The 16,165-nt window shown below is 32.2% G+C and carries 15 protein-coding genes, 1 pseudogene and 1 other annotated feature; of the genes and pseudogenes, 2 read left to right on the forward strand and 14 right to left on the reverse strand.

Going from position 1 to position 16,165, the window contains the following annotated elements:
* Positions 1–142 precede the first annotated feature (142 nt).
* The 13 genes from ACZDYH_RS22825 to ACZDYH_RS22885 form a co-directional block, all read right to left on the reverse strand.
* Positions 143–949, reverse strand: coding sequence for a DegV family protein (locus ACZDYH_RS22825; protein ID WP_001082413.1), 807 nt, complete (start codon positions 947–949; stop codon positions 143–145).
* Between the two features lie 199 nt (positions 950–1,148).
* The gene (locus tag ACZDYH_RS22830; protein ID WP_000639421.1) at positions 1,149–1,655 is read right to left on the reverse strand and encodes a DUF3189 family protein; all 507 of its coding nucleotides are present in this window, start codon (positions 1,653–1,655) and stop codon (positions 1,149–1,151) included.
* Between the two features lie 58 nt (positions 1,656–1,713).
* On the reverse strand, positions 1,714–1,866 hold the full coding sequence (locus ACZDYH_RS22835) for a hypothetical protein (RefSeq protein WP_006929664.1): 153 nt from the start codon (positions 1,864–1,866) through the stop codon (positions 1,714–1,716).
* Between the two features lie 131 nt (positions 1,867–1,997).
* On the reverse strand, positions 1,998–2,630 hold the full coding sequence (locus tag ACZDYH_RS22840; protein ID WP_000281844.1) for a VanZ family protein: 633 nt from the start codon (positions 2,628–2,630) through the stop codon (positions 1,998–2,000).
* Positions 2,631–2,855: 225 nt separating this feature from the next.
* Positions 2,856–3,881 (reverse strand): serine hydrolase domain-containing protein, encoded by a 1,026-nt coding sequence (locus tag ACZDYH_RS22845; protein WP_000598050.1) that lies wholly within the window; start codon positions 3,879–3,881, stop codon positions 2,856–2,858.
* Between the two features lie 264 nt (positions 3,882–4,145).
* Positions 4,146–5,378, reverse strand: a complete 1,233-nt coding sequence (locus ACZDYH_RS22850; RefSeq protein ID WP_474887236.1) for an MFS transporter — start codon at positions 5,376–5,378, stop codon at positions 4,146–4,148.
* Between the two features lie 65 nt (positions 5,379–5,443).
* Positions 5,444–5,702, reverse strand: a binding site (T-box leader).
* Positions 5,703–5,877: 175 nt separating this feature from the next.
* Positions 5,878–8,016 carry a penicillin-binding protein gene (locus tag ACZDYH_RS22855; protein ID WP_197323761.1) on the reverse strand — a complete coding sequence of 713 codons (2,139 nt, stop codon included), beginning with the start codon at positions 8,014–8,016 and terminating at the stop codon, positions 5,878–5,880.
* 288 nt (positions 8,017–8,304) lie between these two features.
* Positions 8,305–8,904 carry an undecaprenyl-diphosphatase gene (locus ACZDYH_RS22860; protein ID WP_474887238.1) on the reverse strand — a complete coding sequence of 200 codons (600 nt, stop codon included), beginning with the start codon at positions 8,902–8,904 and terminating at the stop codon, positions 8,305–8,307.
* A gap of 247 nt (positions 8,905–9,151) precedes the next feature.
* A complete protein-coding gene (locus ACZDYH_RS22865) occupies positions 9,152–10,141 on the reverse strand; it encodes a zinc-binding dehydrogenase (protein WP_006916270.1) in 990 nt (329 codons plus the stop codon).
* Between the two features lie 106 nt (positions 10,142–10,247).
* The gene (locus ACZDYH_RS22870; RefSeq protein ID WP_049107999.1) at positions 10,248–11,663 is read right to left on the reverse strand and encodes a HAMP domain-containing sensor histidine kinase; all 1,416 of its coding nucleotides are present in this window, start codon (positions 11,661–11,663) and stop codon (positions 10,248–10,250) included.
* Positions 11,660–12,334: a response regulator transcription factor gene (locus tag ACZDYH_RS22875; RefSeq protein WP_197323759.1), complete on the reverse strand. Its 675-nt coding sequence runs from the start codon at positions 12,332–12,334 to the stop codon at positions 11,660–11,662. The genes ACZDYH_RS22870 and ACZDYH_RS22875 overlap by 4 nt, the downstream gene beginning before the upstream one ends.
* A gap of 12 nt (positions 12,335–12,346) precedes the next feature.
* A complete protein-coding gene (locus tag ACZDYH_RS22880; protein WP_006916278.1) occupies positions 12,347–12,877 on the reverse strand; it encodes a hypothetical protein in 531 nt (176 codons plus the stop codon).
* 117 nt (positions 12,878–12,994) lie between these two features.
* Positions 12,995–13,498 (reverse strand): GrpB family protein, encoded by a 504-nt coding sequence (locus tag ACZDYH_RS22885; protein WP_197323757.1) that lies wholly within the window; start codon positions 13,496–13,498, stop codon positions 12,995–12,997.
* A gap of 127 nt (positions 13,499–13,625) precedes the next feature.
* On the opposite strand from ACZDYH_RS22885, the gene ACZDYH_RS22890 reads away from it, so the two are divergent.
* Together ACZDYH_RS22890 and ACZDYH_RS22895 are read left to right on the forward strand one after the other, a co-directional pair.
* On the forward strand, positions 13,626–14,507 hold the full coding sequence (locus ACZDYH_RS22890; RefSeq protein ID WP_474887241.1) for a protein kinase domain-containing protein: 882 nt from the start codon (positions 13,626–13,628) through the stop codon (positions 14,505–14,507).
* Positions 14,508–14,759: 252 nt separating this feature from the next.
* A pseudogene (locus tag ACZDYH_RS22895) lies at positions 14,760–15,080 on the forward strand (hypothetical protein); the annotation flags it as partial.
* A gap of 684 nt (positions 15,081–15,764) precedes the next feature.
* On the opposite strand, the gene ACZDYH_RS22900 reads toward ACZDYH_RS22895, so the two are convergent.
* Positions 15,765–15,968: a DUF1657 domain-containing protein gene (locus ACZDYH_RS22900; protein ID WP_006919911.1), complete on the reverse strand. Its 204-nt coding sequence runs from the start codon at positions 15,966–15,968 to the stop codon at positions 15,765–15,767.
* Between the last annotated feature and the right edge of the window lie 197 nt (positions 15,969–16,165).

Below are 16,165 nucleotides of genomic sequence, written 5' to 3' on the forward strand. Positions count from 1 at the left end.
TGGTTGCTCCCCAAAACGATAAAATAAGATTTTTGTTTCAAGTTAACACAAATTTCGTTCTAGAGTGCTATAAAAATTCAACTTGATGATGGCGTGCACCATTTATAAATAAAAAACCCGTGAACTATTCACGGGTTTTACTTTAATAACTAATTGCAATTGTACCTTCACCTGCATGAACCGCAAATGAAATTGGTAATGGATATAATTTGAAATCCATTTCAGGGAATGCTTGTCTAATATCTGCAATCCATTCTTCAGCTCCAGCTTTATCGTTAGCATGGAACATGTGAAGTACTTTTGGTAATTCTTTTTCAAGTTCATTTTTAATATATTCTCGACATTTTTGGATTTTACGAACTTTCTTTTCAAGTAAAAGCTCTCCACCTTTTACTTCTAATATTAAGTTGACACTTAATAAACTTCCAAGTAAAAATTGAACTCCCTTTACACGCCCACTTGCATAAAGGCCTTTTAAACTTTTCGGGAATACGTGGAAAGGTCTTCTTTTTTCCTCTACTAATGTTTTGTGTATATCTTGTAAAGTCATACCATCATTGTATAACGATTTCGCTTTTCTAATTAGTTCATCCATTGGATAACTTGTTGTTTCACTGTCTAATACCGTTAATGGAAAACCTGCCATTTCTGCAGCTAACTTCATATTTTGATAGGTTCCACTTACTTTTCCGCTAATAGCAACTGCAAATCCTTCTTCATATTCTTCTTTGCATTTCGAAAATAACTCTACCATTTCCCCTATGTTAGGCTGTGATGTAGTGACAGTTTTACCTTCGTTCAAAGCATTATAAACGCGCTCACGCACACCTTCTTCACAATCTTTGTACGACACACCATCAATAATAACTTCAATTGGGATAACAAAGTTATCTCCTTCTGTTTTAAAACTCGCAGTTGTACTATCAGTAATCCAAGCAACACGATTCATGTTGTTCCTCCCTTAATTCAATTCCTCTTTTCTAATTTTTCTATATATTTATGTTATGAAAAGAGAATATCCCTGTAATAGTAACAGGACTTTATTGTTTTGGCTATAGTAGATGCATATTAAATGTGACTATTTCTTGTCTATTTCACAAATAAAAAAGAAAATCAAGGAATTTGCTCGATTTTCTTCTTATCATATACTATTTAAAAGTTTCATTATCTAAAATTACTACATAATCATTTGTTAATCGTCCAGCTTCTTTTGTATAACTAACAAGCCTTTGTATATTATCACAGCAAATTTTTGCTCCCCATACGAGTAACGGTACGCCAATAAAATCAATATGGAACCTTCTAGAAAACAGCCCACCGAAAGTCATCGGTAAAGGCACTGTTGGTGATGTATTAGAAAATATAATCTTTTCATGGCTTTGATAATGTTTTTGCAAGATTTCTCCTAAATGCTTCATCGCTGGTACAACAACTTTTGATGCGCCACATCCAATCGTATATACAGGATGACCATGTTCATCGATTCCATGAAAAATAATTTTTCCCATATCTTCTGTTTTCAATTTATTAAAGTAATCTACATTCAAAATTTCTTCTTTCGTTAACTTACGATCCGTTGGTAGTTTATTTAAATGATATGCTGCAGCTAGTGAGGTAGTATGTGTTCCACCAAAATCTGTGTAAATGTATATCATATTATCATCCCTTGTTGTAAAAGTTCAATGTTAATTAGTATTACCGTTCTTAGCAATGTTAAACAAGGGATGTTATTTGTCCCATATGAATAATGGACTGGATTGTTACAAACCACAACAAAGCCGAAATGAGCCAAATACGGTTTATTTTCACTTTTCGTTCTTTACTTTGCATCAAAACAATAATAAGAACAACAAGTAAAATATCCATTTAGAATCCTCCTATAAACTTGTTTATCTTTAAAGCTTATATTCTCCCCTTCTCATCAGCCTTAAGCATTATTTATAAAAATAAAAAGACGTACTTTTTACTCGTACGCCTTTAATAACTCGTTTAAACTCCTATTTATCAACTAATTCCATACCTTTAGAATTAGTTTTACCCAACACTCGAATGTTAAATTTATTAATGGCTTTTAAAAAGATATTATAAATACAATATCCAAAAATAGAACCTAGAACATTACAGATCACATCATCAATATCAGTAATACGTCCCACTCCACTAAATAACGACTCAATTAATTGTAGCAATTCAATACTAGCTGATATAGAAAATCCTAATAAAATTGTATTTTTGAATTTCTTATATTTATCCCATAGGATAGGTGCTAAAAATCCTAAAGGCATTAATAATAAAATATTCCCGCCTACATTTCTTACAATTAGACCAATCATAAATAGGGCATCTCCATCATAAGCACTACCAATTTGATTGATGTCTTTAATAATTGATGCAAATGGTATTATATTGACCGAGCGATTCAGATTTTCAATATTAGAAGGAAAACCGATTGGTAAAGGGAATAAAGTTACTGCAACAACCATACAAATGTAGACCACGAATAAAAAACTTACTAGTTCTTTCCACCAAATCACATATTTTTTATTTTTGGTACCAATTAATATTCCACGTACAATTAAATAACAAATAACCCCTAAAATAATAAACAAACTACCGTTGATCATATACAAATTGTTAACACATCCTTTCATATGAAGTAATAATTAAAATTTACAACTATATAGTAATGTTTTTTTATTTAAAAATCCATATATTTATATATAATTGTGCGGAATTACAAAAAACCCTTATTAAATGAATATAGGGTTCCTCGTTAACTAAAATATTTTTCAAAACAGAAACAAGCATGAACCCGTTTAAATTATTTTCGTATCTCTTCTTTTATATCCATATAATTAAAAAGCTCTTTCTATTTCTGTCATTAATTTTTCGGGTCCTGCCCCTTTATTCGATGGAATAACTAAAGCGATTCCTAATTCTGGATATATGGCCGAGCGAAAACTGACGCCTGGATCATATCCCATTACATGATATTTGAATACCTTGTTTTCTCGTGTTTCAATCCATATTCCATATCCGTAAGATTGTTTATCATTTACTTGAATGTGGGGAGTTAAAAGTAACCTTGTATATTCCTTTCCTAAAATTTCATTATTAAATAGTGCCGCCCAAAATTTCAGCATGTCTGGTGCAGTAACATATGCACCTCCATCAGCTCCTCCTTTTATTGGTATAGAGTAGATGTTTGTTCTCCAATTTTGGTTGGTTTCGTCCTTTATATATCCTAGAGCTGTATGTCTTGGTAATCTATCTAACGAAAAATAGCCAGAATCATTCATACCAACAGGATTAAAAATGTTTGTTTCTATATACTCCGTGAATTTAAGTCCCGTCTGTTCTTCTATTATTAATCCAAGTATAATAAAACCTGCGTTGTTGTAGTGAAACTTATTTCCAGGTGCAAACATCATATTATTGTTTTGAAATAATGGTAAAAAGTCTTTTACGCTCTTTAATAGATACATAGGTGTTTGTTTCCAAAGGTCTTCGAAGTTATCCATAATACTTTCATCAAAATAATCTGGTATACCAGCACTATGCGTTAGTAGTTGATGTATTGTAATATCTTCATCGAAGTTTGGAAATTTTATCTCTAGACAATCTTTTAATTTTGTATGAAAAGAAATAACACCTTTTTCAACAAGTTGACAGATGCCAATTGCAGTGAAGATTTTACATCCTGAGGCAATGCCAAATCTTGTTTGTATCGTATTGTTTATACATTCACTTTGGTTTGCGTAACCCAATGCTGTTTCATAGACTAAATCTTTTTCTTTTTTTACTAAAACTACTCCAGAGAAATCTATTTTCTTTTGTATTTCTTTTACAATTTTATCAATTTCATCTTTTGTTTTTATCACGACAACCACCCTTATCTTTCGGTATTGTTCTTTCCTCATATTAATTTTTCCATATAAAGAGGAAAGAACCCTCTTATTAAATACGATAAATTGTTAATGAGAACACAAAGTTCATTTCGAAGTTATCCCGTTATTTATGAGCAGTAAGACCCCCATCTCAAAATTCAGTAGAAGCAAAGAAATGAGGTGGGGGCCCTGCTGCCCGTAAAAGCCCGATTGGTGAGGGCTAATAATCAGCGGAGGATGCCCCCCCTGATTAAAGTTTCACTTTATTGATTCAGTAGAATACAACTTAGATTGTGATGGGAATAAAGTAAACACACACAAGATGATAGTAATAAATAACATGATCAATGAACCTACAATAACTACAAGTTGTATAGAAATGAACTGAGTCGCAACACCAGATAATATTGTAATAAAGATTGTTACTAACGCAATAACAAGTCCATATATACTCCCGATCCGTCCCATTATATGAACGGGAACGTTATTTTGGTAAAATGTATAAAATCCTGTATTTGCATATGCCATAGAGAAAGATAAAATAAAGAATCCAATAGCAGCTATTAAAAATACATTTGAAAAAGCATAAATTATATAACCAATTGCGATGAATAATGATCCTATTCCAATTAGAAATGAAGGTGCTAATTTCTTTGATAAAATTGTATTTGTTATGGCACCTAAAATAAATCCTGCACCAGCTATACTAACTAGAAAACCGTATTCACTATCTGTTAGTAGTAATACCTCTTTCGCAAACGATAGTTCAAGTGAATCAGTAGCAGTTGCTAATACGAACATACTTTGAAATAAGAAATACACACATACGACATACACATGTTTTCTACTAAAATTTATAACAGTGTTCCAATCTTTTTTTAATACTGTAAGTGATAATGTATTACTAGTTGTATCCGAATCTTCTTTCTTATCAAGATTCGGTAAAAGTAATGTAATGAATCCTGATAAGAGAAATGCTATAGCATTCATATATATAGCAAACTCTGGTGTACCTGCAATTAATAATCCCCCCGCTACTGCTGGTCCAATTAATGATGCACCAGATCCTATTAAAGTACGTAATGAGTTGAAACGTTGTCTTTGCTCTACTGGAATTAATTTCGTCATATACGTCATAGCAGTTGGCTCATAAATTGCACTGGCCATACTTATAAAGAATACGAATACATAAACAATCCAAAGTGACGGAAGTAAAGGTAAAATAGCGATAAATAACGCACGATATATATCGAGGTGAATCATTAAATTCCGTTTATTTAAACGATCAATCATACTCCCAGACCAAGCGTTTGTAAATAAAGTGGCTAATGGTTTTATTACATATAAAGTAGCAACAGCTAAGGCTGAGCCACCCATATTATAGACAAGTACATTCAGTGCTATTAAGTAAATCCATGCCCCTAAATTCGCAATACCAACTCCGGACAATAGTAATAAAGGATATTTCCAATCTTTAAGTAAATTTTTCATTTTTGGCCCCCGCTTTCAAAATTGTTTTACAACAATAAAAAAATCCCACCCCCAAGACTTTTAATCTTAGGGACGAGATTTATCATCGCGGTGCCACCCTAGTTTGTTAATATGTCACCATACTAACCTTATCAGGTACTGCATTCTAATTCATGCTTATACCATAGCTCTATAACGGGAGCTCCCGTCACACCATCCCCTAATAATAGGTTCCGATGTGCTGCTCAGAGGCTTGGTTCAATAAAGAATTTTTACTCCTTTTCAGCTACATGGAGCTCTCTGTGAAAAATTCATTTTATTTACTCTTCTCTTCACTGCATTTATTTTTTCCATATTATCACATATAAATTTAACTGTAAATAAACAATAATCAGATATTTAATAACGTGTCACTGTTAGTTCTTTTATTTATTATTTTTTCTAAAAATTACGGTGCGTGAAATTACTCGCAACTCTAAAGAAAGAGCTATTTGCATATAGCTCTTTCCAAATGCCTGGATTAATTCGTATTCGCCTCTGTTAACGGTTGTAACGGCGGTTCTAATTCTAGTTCTAGTGTATCTCCTTCTTGTAAATCTTGTCCTTTTTCAATACTTTGACTCGTTACATAACCCGTACCAGAAGTTTTCAAATCTAATTTCAAAAGTTTAGAGAAATGCATAACATCACGCATGGACCACCCTTTTACATTTGGCATTTGTGCGTTATTCCCTAGTAAAAATATACGATCACCTTCACTCATTACCTCGCCAGACTGTGGATATTGTTTTATTATTTTTCCTTCTCCTAAAATTACCGGCTGTAGCTTCTCTTTTTCTACACTTTTCTCTATTGTATCCATCGATTGATTTACATAATTTTGTACTTTTAATTCAGATTGTTTCGCTGCATCAGCTATTTGTTTTTCTGTATACGGTTTCACCTTTAAATATTCAAGGCTGTTTTTTATAACAGGTTTAAATATTTCAGCAAGAGGCTGAGCTCCATACTCATCTCCTTTTAACTTTGGCTGCTTAATAGCTAAGTATACGATTAACTCCGGATCGTCAATTGGAGCCATTCCTAAAAAGGAGAAAATGTAATTCTCTTTCCCTTCCATATATCGGCCATTTTCAGGATTCGGGATTTGTGCTGTTCCTGTCTTACCTCCAATTGGATAACCATCCACTTTATACATTGTACCAGTTCCTTTTGAAGATGTTATAACACGCTCCATTAAGCTTCTAACCTTGTCCGCTGTTTCTTTTTTTATCGGATTCCCAATTTCTTTCGGTTGATTTTCCATAATAACTTCTTTGTTTGTTGGATTTACAACTTTATCAACGATATATGGTTGCATCATTTTCCCGTCATTTGCTATAGCAGTAGCCGCTTGGATTAATTGAATCGGAGTTACTGTAGAACCTTGACCGAAAGAAGTTGTAACCTGTTGAATTTGTGTATTTAATAATAAAGTATTTTTCCTTTCTCCAGGTAAATCTATCCCTGTTTTTTGATTGAATCCAAATTTATTCATATATTGCTTAAATTTATTTGGTTTCAGTAACTGATCTTCTAAAATAGAAAAAGCTACGTTTGATGACCTTTCAAATCCTTCATCAAATGTAATTGATCCCCATCCAAATCCACCATTATGGTCTTTTATATCAGATGAACCAACGGAATATTTTCCAGATTGAAAATATTCTTTTCCGTTATATACACCTTCATTAATGGCAGCTGCTAATGTAAAAACTTTCATTGTTGAACCTGGTTCATATGCATTTGCAATCGGGTCATTTAAAAAGTATTCGATATCACCTACATTAGGATTGTAACTAGGTTTACTAGACATCGCTAAAACCTTTCCTGTTTTTGGATCAGCAATAATGCCAATTAACATAGAAGGATCATAATGTTCTTGCGCTTTGTTCATCGCTTCTTCTAAAAAACTATTAATTTGTTTATCAAGCGTTAAATATACGTTATTCCCATTTTTAGCTGGTTCTACTTTACCTATATCATTTGTAAGCGGAATTCCCCTTCGTGTACCCACATATTCTATATTTCCGTTTGTAGAGTGCAAATATTTATCCAAACTCTTTTCAAGCCCAAACTTCCCTTCCGTATTCCCTTTATCATCTGGTCTAGCAAAACCAAGTATATAGGATGCAAAGTCTTCATTCGGATACACTCTTGCTTTTTCCGACATAAAAGATACACCTGGTATTTTTAAATCATTAATTTTTTCCTTCTTTTCCCTAGATAAGTTCCGACCAATTTTCCCAATTTCAACTTGCGTACGCCCTTCATGAAAGTTTTTTAATACTTCTTCTTTATCAATTTCAAGCGCATCGGCTAATTGTTGTGCGGTTTCATCTTTATTTTTCACTTTATCTTTTCCTTTTAAATTCACAACAACTCGATACGTTGTAGAATCTTGTACTAACACCTTTCCGGTTTGATCATAGATAGTGCCACGATTCGCTTCTAAAACACCTTTTTTATTATGTTGTTCATTCGCGAGATCCTTTACATTCACATTATGCACGACTCCTACTGCCTGAATATAGAATATACGCAAAATCATAATAAGAAACAAAACAATAAAAGCAATCATCATATATCGAGCGCCTTTATTCGTTTGGAGTTTTTGCATACTTATCTCCTCTCTTTTGGAATGGGTTCGTACGAAGATCCGTTTTAAAATTTGTAGTTTTTGTTTACGATACTATATGTTTCGAAGTTTTCTTTTTAATTCCTTTAAAACAATGCAAAACTAACTGTTGTTATTTTGTGTTATTATTTTATATATTTAAAATACGGTGCGTGAAATTTCAGAATATTAATTAGTACAACTTGATTACAGAGCACTCTAAACTCTTTTCGTATTTCCTATAAAAAAATTCCCCTCTGGATGTCCAAAGGGGAACTTTTTATAGGAAAATTATGCGATATGGTTATATTTCGCTAAGAAAGGAATTCGTCTCGCTACTAATGCATACATTTTGAATACAAGTTTCGCTATTGGTTCAAACATACGTGTACTTTGCATTACTAAAGCACTCGTAATAAGTGTTAAGAATGCTGCACCAAGTATATCTAAAGGATAATGAACACCTACGTACATACGTGATATACCGACTAGTACTGCCCATAATAGCGCGATATATTTCAGTTTTTCTCCTCTAAGAATAAATACGAAGGCGATTGAAAATACAAGTACAGAATGATCACTAACGAATGATGAATCTGCTGCATGTGGTACTAATTGATGTACATCATGTGATACGAACGGACGCGGATGGTAATATACCGCGTGTATAAGAACATTTACTAATAATGCAATAATAACCGAAAGCGTCGTATATAAAACTGTATATTGTTTTCTAATTGCCTTTTCTTTCTTTCCATTATTAAACCATAAGATAAGCATAAATAAAATGGCTACGTATGCAGCGCTATTTGTAATAGCAATCATTAACGTATCTAATAGTTTGGATGAATCAGCAAAATTATTAAACCACTGAAATACTGTGTAATTCATTAAACTCTCTCCTTACATACAAGTGTTCTTGATTTACACAGTATACAATACCATTATGAAAATAGGCTTAAACTTTTTTCATCTAATTCTCATTTTACTATTACTCATGTGACAATTATTAAACAAATTTTATACGCTATTTATGTATAAAGCCGGTAAGCCTTTATAATAAGGCGGTTCGTATTTTTTTCATATTTGAAATACATAACATGTTCATTTAAATATACTAATTGCAAAATCATATTTTTTAATTCATTTGAAGTACAATATTTCCAAATTGTTCTCCATGTTCCATACGGCTTAGTGCTCGAATTGCTTCTTCTAACGAGTAAACTTTATCAATAATTGGTTTAATTTGATGTTTTTCTATAAACTTTATCATCTCATTAAATTCCTCACGGCTACCCATGGATGTTCCCATAATATCAATTTGATTGTAAAATAGCGCGCGTAATGGTAATTCAATTTTATCTCCTGAGCTTGCACCAAAATTCACGATTCTTCCATTTGGTTTTAATACATCAAAATATTTCAAAAAAGTTGCTGGACCTATACTATCTATTATTAAATCTACTTTTTCACCTTGTAAGCTCTCTTCCCAATTTCCGGCACTATGAAAAGAAATATCTGCACCATATTTTGCAGCAAGTTCCCTTTTATTCTCTACCCTTGAAGTAACACTCACTTTTGCGCCAATTGCTTTCGCGAATAACATGGCAAATGTAGCAACACCACCGCCTATTCCCGGAATTAAAACGTGTTCGCCGCACTTCAATCTCCCTTTTGTAAAAAGCGCCCTATATGCAGTTAATGCAGATAAAGATAAAACACCTGATTCTTCCCAAGTAAGATATGATGGCTTTTCTACTACATTTTCTGCTGGTACAATTACATATTCAGCAAACGTTCCATCTTTCGGTCCACCTAGCACTTCCGGTAACTCCGGTACTTCAGTAGCATGTTCCCATCCAATACTAGGATTAATAATAACTTCTGTATGTAATATGTTATCAGAAACACCGTTTCCAATTTCCGTAACAATACCTGCACCATCTGATCCTAAGATTAAAGGTAATTGCATTTCTTTTCTATTATTCATAATAAATAAATCCCGATGATTTAAGCCTGCTGATTTTAACTTCACTTTAACTTCCCCATCATTAAGTGCTCTCTCAGGTGATATTTTATATTCTACACCGTCAAATCCAGTTTTATATTGATGTACGATAGCTTTCATTATTATTCCCCCTTAATAATTTTAATGTACTAGAAATTTCGAAATAAACAAAATGATTTGATCGTAAAAAAAGAAGGAATGCAAGAAGCACCCCTTCTTTGAAGGCTTATTTTATTATACATGGTAATGTAATCGTAACAATTGTTCCTTCATTTTCTTTACTCTCTATTTTAATAGCTCCGTTATATTTTTCTACAAGTCGTTTTGCAATAGACAAACCTAGTCCGTTTCCACCTTGTTTTCGACTTCTCGCTTTGTCAACTCGGTAAAACCGATTAAGAACAAATGGTAAATCGGATTCAGGTATTCCCGTTCCATGATCTATTACACGAATTGTAACTTTCCCTGATTGTAAACTGGATTCTATGCAAATATATTTATTAACCTCTTTTGTATACTTAACTGCATTATCCATTATGATAATAATAATTTGTTCTAAGTAAGATGATGGCATTGAAACATAAGCCTCGTCATCCCCGAATTTCATATCAAATTGAAAATCACTTTGAATTACTATAAAGTTTTGTGTAACATGTTTTAATACGCTATTTACATGGACTGGCTCAGCTGCTATTGGATACATTTGTTCAGATTCAGCCCTTGATAGTTCTAGCAATTCTGAAACTAATTTATTTAAACGATCTACTTCCTTTAAACTAGATTGAAGAGATTTATCTAATACTGCTGGATCATTTTTCCCCCATCGGTTTAACATCGCTAAGTGACCATGAATAATTGTTAACGGTGTTCTTAGTTCATGAGATGCGTCTTCGACAAACTGTTTCTGTTGTGCAAAAGAAGTTTCTACTTCATCCATCATCTCGTTAAAGAGAAATGATAATTTTGCAAGCTCATCATTATTTTCTCGTACTGGAACCCGTTCATTTAGTCCATTCTTTTTAATACGTTTCATCGTATCTGTTATATTTTGAACACTTGATAATAGTTTCTTCGTTATAAGAATCCCACCTAAAAAACTAAATATCAATCCAAATATTCCAGCAATAAGCATTACCACTAAAATAACTTTTAATAAATAATCAAATGTCTCTAGGTTTTTCGTAAGTTCAATAGTGCCAGTAAACTCTTTCGTTTTAATTGGTATGCGCTTAACTAATATTCGATCTTCTAAATGCCTTTTTATAAATGACTCATCTTTTATAACCTGTTTCGGCTTTATCCACGTTTCATTAAAATCTCGTGAAACAGTAATAATCGGCTCCCCATCCATGTCAATAATACGAATCATTTGATGCTTATCAATCATATTGTTTAGAAAATCTTTACTGTTTTCAAATGTTTTACTCGAAAGGGTATCATTTTTATCTTGGAAATATGCCGCTATTTCCGTCACTTGCCTATTTATTTGTTTCTGTTCATAATCTATAGTCCACTTATTGATTACAATAAACTGCAAAGCACTATATAAGATGAATAAAATAAATACTAGTGTAGTGGACCAAAGTGTTAGTTTCCACTTTATAGGTAGATTTCGAATTCGAAACATAATATTTTTTATCATTTCATTATATATCCCGCACCACGGACTGTTTGGATATACTCCTCCTTATCTACACTATGTAACTTGTTTCGCAAATAACGAACATATACATCAACGATATTTGTCTCAACAATTGCATCATATCCCCATACTTGGTCCAATAAAACATCACGAGTAAGTACGCGATTAATATTTTTCATAAACATAAGCAATAACTCGAATTCTTTATTTGTAAGTTCAATTTCTTCATTTCCTTTAGTTATAGTTCGAGATTCAATCTGAAGCTGCAAATCTTTGAATGTAAGAAATGAAGCCTGCTTGTTTTCAATATGTTCTTCTCTTCTAAATATCACTCTCATACGTGCTAACAGTTCTTCAATTGCAAATGGTTTCGGAAGATAATCATCCGCTCCACTATCTAAACCTGTCACACGGTCCATAATACTATCACGAGCAGTCAGCATAATAATAGGTGTATTTTTAGTCGCTCTTAGTCGACGACATACCTCTAGTCCATTTAATCCAGGCAGCATTAAATCAAGCAAAATGAGATCGTAATTCTTTTCAAGTGCTGCGCTTAACCCTTTTCTTCCATCTAGTTGTATATCTACTTTATACCCTTCATATTTTAGTTCTAATTCTAGAAAATCTGCTAAACTTTCCTCATCCTCAATAATTAAAATGTGTTGCAACGGTAGTTCCTCCTAGACAATTAAATGAATAAATAATCCTATTCCAAATATAATTGCAATGATTTGATGCACTTTTCTATACATCATAAATTTTTCTTTCTTATTTATTTGTTGTAAATAAAACCCAACAATCCCTAGTACAATTAAGGCTAATAGAGAAAATATGCCACTGTATATGAGTAAAATATGACGACTCCCTTTTATAAAAAAGTAAACACCATGAGTAATTGCAACAGCTATTATAGCGTATCCAATTAATACATGAAACTTTTTTGCAAATAGATACACTTCTTTAACTTTTTTAAATCCTTGTATATTTTTCTTCTTTAAAAACACCCATATATGGCGTAAAAACCATAATGAAGCAGCCATAATAGCCCCATATTCACCAAAAGAGCCTAATTTTTTATTTAACCATTTTACATTCAGAACATTGCCGTACATAACATTAATAAATAGCATCTCTACACTACAAATAATAATAGTAATACCTATAATTTTAACACACACATGGAAATATTTATTTCTTAATATCTTCTCCATTTTATTTAATCTCCTTACTAATAAAGGCTTTGTAACAAGCAGTCTATCAAATAAAAAAGAAAATAAAATGAGAGAAAGATTAAAATAAAATGAGAATTTCAATATCACTGGCAACTATTATTGATTTTTTTCAGCTAACTTTATTATGTTTTGAATAAACGGCGCTTTTGCCTTTGTATATGAAACACGATCAAAAGCATATGTAATAGCAAGCCTCTCTTTTAATTCTCTATATTCTTTACGTGCCCATTTATGGCATATTAGAAAGTCGCGAAATAAAATATTGTTTCTCCACTCGTCACTATTATAAATATGCAAATGATGAGTACCTGCTCTCCATTTTCCCTTTCTAAAAAAACGCCAATTCGTTGCTTCTTTTGGGACAAACTCATATCCAATTTCCGATAGAACTTCAATCCAGTTTTCAGTAATTTGTAAGTCTGTTACGCCAATCATCATATCAATAAGAGGTTTAGCTCCTAATCCTTCTACTGCTGTGCTCCCTATATGTTCAACAGCGATTATTTCTTGTCCTAACAAGGAACAGAATTTCTCTTCTTCTTTTATATACTCTTCAACCCAGTCTTTTTGATACGGTTTAATAACAATTTGTTGATCCATTATACTCACCTCTCTATAAGTGTTTATCATTATATTTATAAAATTTTATTTTGTTAGCATAGGATTTCCATAAAATATGTCGAATAGTGGAATGTACAAGTTAATTATATTAAATGTGAGGTAATCTATGAAAGATAATTCCGTCGAAATTCAGTTAAATAACGTAACATTCCAATTAAGAGAATATCATAATTTTGATTGGCTTATTAAATTAGGGACCGTATTTGCAGTTTTTGACCAGCAAGATTCAGGGAATATAAGTTTTGGTGTAGAAAAAGATGGGCATAAGAAATTTATCAAATACGCAGGAGCACAAACAATTGCATATGAAGGAACAACGGGTGATGCTATTAAAAGGCTAAAAAATTCAGTTACTATCTATGAAGATTTAAAGCATGAATCGCTCATAAGACTAATTGATCATTTTCCAGTTCAATCTGGATATGTATTAATTTTCGATTGGTTTGATGGTGAATGTCTTCATTCGCATTGGAGTTTCCCCCCTACTGAGAAATATAAAAATCCAAACTCTCCATTTTATAAATTTAGACATTTATCTGCTATAGAACGAATTCATTCCTTACATTCCATTTTTTCTTTCCATACTTATGTAGAAAAGAAAAACTATGTAGCAATAGATTTTTATGACGGTAGTATTTTATATAATTTTAATACAAACGAGACAAAAATTTGTGATATAGATTTATACAGTAAGAAACCTTACATAAATAAAATGGGCCGGCTATGGGGTTCCTCCCGTTTTATGTCACCAGAGGAATTTGAACTAAACGCAACAATCGATGAAAGAACAAATGTATTTAATATGGGAGCAATGGCTTTCTCACTTTTAGGCGGTGAAAAAGATCGTTCTTTTATAAAATGGGAAGCAAGTAAGGAATTATATGAGGTAGCGTATCGCGCTGTAAATGCCAATCGAGCAGAACGGTATGCATCAGTTATAGAATTCTATGAAGCGTGGTTAAAAGCGTCTAATGCAGAAAAGATATAACCCTAAATTATTAAAAGAAATATAGAGTTTATACTATTATCATGTATATCAAGAATGATTGTATGGGCATTTCATATTAGTATGTTCTAATTGATTATGGCTATTATTAAGGAAGACATATCAGCGATAATTTATGTCTATTTTGTATGAGTGTTAGCAAGTTCGTTTGCAAACTTGTTAGCACTTTTTTGTTTAGATGATTCACACATTCCTTCTTAATATACTGTTTATAAATGAATTCAATGTTAAGGATATAAAGAGGTATTCAAAACAGCAGACGCTATGGATGAAGCTTTAGACCGTATGGAGAATATAAAAGTACCTGATAAGTACAAGGACATTAACAAACTTGTGTTAGAAGGCGTAACAGATGCAAGAAAAGGAACAAAGATAATACTAGACGCTAATAAAGAAGATGGAAAAGAGATTGAATTAGCTATACTTAAAAGCACTCCACATATGTCAGGTGTAGAAGGTGAACAGTGGGATAAGGCAATTTATGAATTAAATCAGGAAACTAAAGATGCTTATGCTAAAGCACTTGATAAGAAAATGGAAGAACATGCAAAGTGATAGAGTAACTTATAACGATACATACTTGATATATTATTTGATTTAGGGGGCATCTTCATGAAAGTTGTGCGCTCTATATTTAAAGCTTTTCGTTTAATAGGTTTATTTGTAAAACCCGTACTGCTGATAACGATCTTCCTATTCTTTAAGTTTATATCACATCACTTGCAACTCATTTTATATTGATATATTTTCATTTACTATATCACACCACTTACCCATATCTTATATTGTGTGTAACTGAGTCTATCACTGAATCCCTTGCTATCAGTAATTTCATTTAACTTTTTCCTTTGAGTTACACAGTACGAAATTTATGAGTAACTGTATAGGGATACCACCACATACCTATCAAGCTAAGATTTTGAGACATCTCCATTACGAGAAATTTACCTTTTTACAGTTATTTATGAGAATTCAACTCATTTTTTTCGTTTTGGAGGAAAATCAATTTTTTAAGTTGATGGCGATGGGGTAGCACCACATCGTTATCAACTTAAAAAAAGTAAATGCCCCCAAAACGAAAATTTTATTGTTTTACAGCTATATATGAGGAGTTAGATCGATTTTTTCGTTTTGAGGAACAACAAATTTCTTAACTTGATGGGCATACAGCGAACCCCATCAGATATATAAATCTAACTATAATAAGACCTCTGGAAAAAATCTGAAGATGACAGCTTTTTATTGCTTATATTGAGGCTCATCTTGTTGAACCTCCTGAACACGTGGTTCTAAAGAATCAATAATTGTCTGCGCTTGCTGAGCAGCATTTTGATACAGTTGTTTTGCTTGCTGATTGTCAGTATCAAGAGCAAATCCTTCTAAACATGCTTGAGCACTTTTTAATCCAGAAATAGTTTGCTTAAGCTTAGTAATTACTGTCATAATCAAATCCCTCCTTATAATTATGAATTTCCTACTTAGAATAGCTATTTTCTACTAGAAATATGATTTCTAAATTCTGGTTATCTTTATAGAAGGGGGATTGCCCCCATTAATTATTATGAACAGCTGGAATTTGTGTGATTTTTGATATTCTCAAGCAATGTAATGATGCTTACATATTTTAAGTGCTAATTAAG

The sequence above is a fragment of the Bacillus sp. EB V-12 genome, assembly GCF_056158125.1.

Bases quoted from the DNA above. Each gene is read 5' to 3' on its own strand.
- ACZDYH_RS22825 (WP_001082413.1), bottom strand. From the start codon at position 949: ATGAATCGTGTTGCTTGGATTACTGATAGTACAACTGCGAGTTTTAAA.
- ACZDYH_RS22830 (WP_000639421.1), bottom strand. From the start codon at position 1,655: ATGATATACATTTACACAGATTTTGGTGGAACACATACTACCTCACTA.
- ACZDYH_RS22835 (WP_006929664.1), bottom strand. From the start codon at position 1,866: ATGGATATTTTACTTGTTGTTCTTATTATTGTTTTGATGCAAAGTAAA.
- ACZDYH_RS22850 (WP_474887236.1), bottom strand. From the start codon at position 5,378: ATGAAAAATTTACTTAAAGATTGGAAATATCCTTTATTACTATTGTCC.
- ACZDYH_RS22855 (WP_197323761.1), bottom strand. From the start codon at position 8,016: ATGCAAAAACTCCAAACGAATAAAGGCGCTCGATATATGATGATTGCT.
- ACZDYH_RS22860 (WP_474887238.1), bottom strand. From the start codon at position 8,904: ATGAATTACACAGTATTTCAGTGGTTTAATAATTTTGCTGATTCATCC.
- ACZDYH_RS22865 (WP_006916270.1), bottom strand. From the start codon at position 10,141: ATGAAAGCTATCGTACATCAATATAAAACTGGATTTGACGGTGTAGAA.
- ACZDYH_RS22870 (WP_049107999.1), bottom strand. From the start codon at position 11,663: ATGATAAAAAATATTATGTTTCGAATTCGAAATCTACCTATAAAGTGG.
- ACZDYH_RS22880 (WP_006916278.1), bottom strand. From the start codon at position 12,877: ATGGAGAAGATATTAAGAAATAAATATTTCCATGTGTGTGTTAAAATT.
- ACZDYH_RS22885 (WP_197323757.1), bottom strand. From the start codon at position 13,498: ATGGATCAACAAATTGTTATTAAACCGTATCAAAAAGACTGGGTTGAA.
- ACZDYH_RS22890 (WP_474887241.1), top strand. From the start codon at position 13,626: ATGAAAGATAATTCCGTCGAAATTCAGTTAAATAACGTAACATTCCAA.
- ACZDYH_RS22900 (WP_006919911.1), bottom strand. From the start codon at position 15,968: ATGACAGTAATTACTAAGCTTAAGCAAACTATTTCTGGATTAAAAAGT.